At 58.8% G+C, this 3,918-nt stretch carries 3 protein-coding genes; 2 read left to right on the top strand and 1 reads right to left on the bottom strand.

The window, feature by feature from the left end; genetic code table 11:
• Positions 1–321 precede the first annotated feature (321 nt).
• Positions 322–894 carry an Lrp/AsnC family transcriptional regulator gene (locus tag MOD31_RS22200; RefSeq protein WP_024367512.1) on the bottom strand — a complete coding sequence of 191 codons (573 nt, stop codon included), beginning with the start codon at positions 892–894 and terminating at the stop codon, positions 322–324.
• A gap of 1,092 nt (positions 895–1,986) precedes the next feature.
• Between MOD31_RS22200 and MOD31_RS21790 the strand changes: the two genes are divergently transcribed.
• Positions 1,987–3,405: an NAD(P)/FAD-dependent oxidoreductase gene (locus MOD31_RS21790; protein ID WP_024367511.1), complete on the top strand. Its 1,419-nt coding sequence runs from the start codon at positions 1,987–1,989 to the stop codon at positions 3,403–3,405.
• Complete coding sequence (locus MOD31_RS21785; protein ID WP_024367510.1) at positions 3,402–3,812, top strand: RidA family protein; 411 nt, start codon at positions 3,402–3,404, stop codon at positions 3,810–3,812. Before MOD31_RS21790 ends, MOD31_RS21785 begins: the two co-directional genes overlap by 4 nt.
• Positions 3,813–3,918: the final 106 nt, after the last annotated feature.

Here is a 3,918-nt window from a genome sequence, read left to right as displayed (position 1 = left end):
AAAGAATATGGCTAGGATTTATTGCAGTCCAATACTAAATTGGTGCCCTACATATGCTGTGGATGCAATAAACGCCGGCATTCGGAGAACTGCATCGTGTCCGATTCCTCAACTGTGGGCTCAGCGGCCTACTTGCTGTCGGCGGGCCACCGGACCTTTAGGGCCGAAGAGACAACCATGCTTGAGTGCGAAGGGCTACCAAACCACTAGCCGATGGCCACATAAGCAACGCCCCTGGGAGATGACTGTGACCTGGATGGCACCGATGGACGGACCCAGTCGGCCAACGCCTGAACGATCGTGTGGCACGATGACCTCACGCTATTGCTCGAAAACTCCCGGAAAATCGCGTGAGGGACCTATCGGGCGTCTCACCTCATCGAACCCCGTCAAATGGTCCATGTGATCCGCCCCGAGTGCGTGTTCGTAGATTATGTGGGTTCGGGTGGAAGCAACGACCGGATGCATGCTTACTTCTGTGGCGACAATGTCCCTCAGCTGATTGGTCGAAGTGCAGGTCAGATGGATCAAGAAGTCTTCATCGCCGCCCATGAAGTACAGATATAACACGCTCGGAAGCCGGGTCATCAAGTTGGCGTACTCCTGAACGTGCGGTCTCGCCTGAGCGCGCAAACGAACGAAGACCATAGCCTGAATCGGCAACCCGACCCTCCTGAAGTCGATGTCAGCGTGGGACGATTTGAGTACTCCTGCCCTCCTTAGGGCCGAAGCCCGAGCAGATACGGTCGATGGAGACACGTTGAGGAGTGTCGCAAGCTCGGATATCGTTATCCGTCCATTTCTGATGAACTCCCAAAGTATCTGTTCATCTAGCTCATCTACTACCTGATACGCGCTGCTAGCGGCCCGGTCAGGGTTGCCGACTTTTGTCATCCATCTCACTTCCATACAACGTCACTGGTCAATCCACCTAGCCCCATCGAGGACCATTGCCCCCGTGGCATCGACTCATGTCACTGATCTCGCGGCGCGCCCGCGTCGCTGCAATGGTGGTTTGGCAAGGGCGGTTCACCGCGCTCCATCCCATTTTACCGCTTGTCGCCCCCTGAGCAGTGAGCCCTGTCACAGTAGACCGTGGGCCCCGTACGGTAGCGGAGCATGGCTGGTCTTCAAGCCGGTGATAATGATTGCCACCAAGCACGAGGGCCTCGCGTGGCACGCCCGAATGCGGCTGCGCTTGTCCCCGCGGGCATGTTGCTGACCGGGTCGAGTCCGGGTGAAGAAAGCCTGCTCCACGGCCCTCCAGCGTTCGTCGACGGCAAACATGTGCCCGACGGCTGGCTGTATGGATCGAGTGTTCGAGGGGCGAGAAGTTAGTTGACGCGTCCGGCGCTCCCTTTGCCTCCGCGGACATCACTGCCCGGCATTCGAACAGTGCCGGCGTTTCCAGCCGGTCCGTGGCCGCGGATTTTCCCCGACATTCCGGCGGCAGCCAGCGGCCGAGCCCAGCGAATCGTGGCCAGGAAGTCCCGCCCGTTCAAAAGGGGCCCATCGCTGCCTCACTCGGTCAGGGAGTCGGCGGGCACACCGGGCGCGGCTCATACAAGGATGCCCCGGAGTAGGAGCCACCTCGAATGAGCCAACGCTTCTTCGGTGACAGGCGATACCGCCGCCCCATTTCAGGGAAGCGATCAGCGATTCACTGATCGCAATTCGGTCCGGTGAACCCGTCTGCGCGTAACAGTGCGAGGCACGATAGGGCAGGCAGCAGGTCCTCAGGAACAGCCTGCAGTCGCACACGTAGTAAGTGGCTCGCCCGGACGTTTCTTTCGCCAGCTCGAACGCCAGGGGGGGCTAATCGAAATTCCTGCATGAATATGGGTCAATTTCAAAAAACATTCGGCAGATCTCCTCCTCAGCCAAAACTTCCCTACTCTGAATTCACGCCCCATCCGTGTGGCCCGCCCGTCTAGGCCGATGTGCCGTAGCAGGCAAGCCGCAAGATCGAAAAGAGAGGAAAGTGCTTTGACCCATCTCAATACTTACGAGTCAGTTACCCCCGATCCCGACGTCGATGTGATCATCATCGGCGCGGGGATCTCAGGCAGCGCCGCAGCCAAGGCCTTGCATGATCAAGGCGCGTCCGTTCTCGTCGTCGAGGCGAATGACAGGATCGGCGGACGGACCTGGACAGAACAGGAGGGCGCACCCGGGGGTCCAATCGATTATGGCGGCATGTTCATCGGGGAGACGCATACGCACCTTATTGAACTTGGCACAAGCCTGGGCTTGGAGATGACCCCATCGGGCAAGCCCGGCGATGACACTTACATTGTGGCGGGCAATGTCTTGAGGGCTCCTGACGACCAACTGGACCCCAACCTTCCCTTCGTTCCGGAGTTTCTCTCCTCCCTTAAGGCTCTTGACGAATTGGCGGACAGCGTCGGTTGGGACCAGCCTTGGGCATCGCCTAACGCAGCAGCACTCGACAGCAAGACGGTAGCCACATGGTTGGCGGAGACGATCGAGAGCGAAGAAGTCAGACGGTTGCACACGGTTATCGTCAATACCCTCCTCGGCGCCGACCCCTATGAGGTTTCCCTCCTGTACTGGGCCTACTACGTCAGTGAGTGCGAAGGGATACAGTCACTCATGGGCACCCGGGACGGAGCCCAATGGGCATGGTGGTTTGGCGGCGCCGCTCAGGTGAGCTGGCGAATCGCCGATGCCATCGGGAGGGACAAGTTCCTTTTGGAGTGGCCGGTCGACCGTATCGAGCACGACGAATCGGGGGTGACACTTTTCTCCGGGCAGCGGAGCCTGCGGGCACGCCATATCGTGATCGCCATGTCACCCTTGGCGGCAAACCAAATCCGTTTTGAACCAGCCCTACCGACATCTCGAGCGCAACTCCAGGCGCGCGCACCGATGGGCCGCTATTACAAGGTGCAGGCGCGCTACCCCTCTTCATTCTGGGTCGAGCAGGGCTATTCCGGCGCGTTGCTTGACACCGAAGACGTCGGAGTCTTCCTCCTCGACGGCACGAAACCTACCGATACGCTAGCGACCCTAATCGGGTTCATCGGAGGGTCAAATTACGACCGCTGGGCGGCCCACACACCCCAAGAGCGCGAGCGGGCTTTCCTGGATCTTCTGGTGAAGGCGTTCGGTCCGCAGGCAGCAGACCCCAGCTACTTCCATGAGACTGACTGGACCCAGCAGGAGTGGGCAAAGGGAGGCCCTGTCACCTATATGCCCCCGGGAGTGTTGGCCAACTTTGGTGCAGCCCTACGCGATCCGGTCGGGAAAGTGCATTTCGCTGGTACCGAAGCGTCGTTCCAATGGTCCGGCTATATGGAAGGTGGCGTCCGGGCAGGCCAGAAGGCCGCCGCTGCGATTGCCGAGGAGCTCGAACGAACCGCCAACAAAGGAGCTCTCGTATGATCGGTCAGCGCGGCGGAGGGCGTTCGATCCTTCCCGTTTCCATGGCTGAGTTTTACAACGACTATCACTTCTCGCCGGGCTTCGAAGCTGGAGGTTTCCTGTTTATTTCGGGCCAAACCGGGATCGACTCCTCTGGCAAAGTACCCAACGATCCCTCCGAACAAGCGCGGTTGGCGTTCGAGGGAATAGGAGCCGTCCTTACCGAAGCCGGACTTGGATTTGAGGACATCGTGAGCATCACCAGTCACCACGTGGGCGATATCACAGGAATATTCGATTGGTTCCCCAGGGTAAAGGACTCGTTCCTTACCCCACCCTATCCGGCCTGGACAGCGTTGGAGGTGAGCGGTCTGGCAATCCCGGGCGCCGTCATAGAGATAAGCGCAATTGCAAGGTCGTCCCCCTAGGGCGCGTTCCTAAAGCTGGTCGGCATAAGCAAATTTTATTAAAGAATATAGAACATATGGATTTCAGGATGGCATGGGACTGTAAATGATTCCCGCCATATTCTCC

This window comes from Paenarthrobacter sp. TYUT067 (assembly GCF_023656375.1).
Lineage (GTDB): Bacteria > Actinomycetota > Actinomycetes > Actinomycetales > Micrococcaceae > Arthrobacter.
This window is presented reverse-complemented; position numbering and strand designations above follow the sequence as displayed.